The sequence below is a fragment of the Streptomyces sp. SID5910 genome (assembly GCF_009862125.1).
Lineage (GTDB): Bacteria > Actinomycetota > Actinomycetes > Streptomycetales > Streptomycetaceae > Streptomyces.
Genome location: NZ_WWHX01000188.1, coordinates 1 through 281, shown reverse-complemented (window position 1 = coordinate 281; position 281 = coordinate 1). Strand labels below are relative to the sequence as shown.

Annotated in this window: 1 protein-coding gene; it reads left to right on the top strand. The window is 69.0% G+C overall.

Annotated features, from left to right (window positions below; all coding sequences use genetic code 11):
* Positions 1-281, top strand: a 281-nt coding sequence (locus GTW67_RS06450) for a ketoacyl-synthetase C-terminal extension domain-containing protein (RefSeq protein WP_161163830.1), incomplete at both ends; no start/stop codon positions are given.

Genomic DNA, 281 nt, shown 5'->3' with positions numbered 1-281 from the left:
GCCGGTGTGATGAAGATGGTCCTCGCCATGCAGCACGGGCTACTGCCGCAGACCCTGCACGTCGACGAGCCGTCGACGCAGGTGGAGTGGTCGGCCGGCGCTGTCGAACTGCTGACGGATGCCATGCCGTGGCCGGAGGGTGACGAACCTCGACGGGCAGGCGTCTCCGCCTTCGGTGTCAGCGGCACGAACGCTCACGTGATCCTGGAGCAGGCACCGGCTGACGAGGAGGAGCCGCCTGCGGCTTCTGAGCCGCCGGTGGTGGTGCCGTGGGTGGTGTC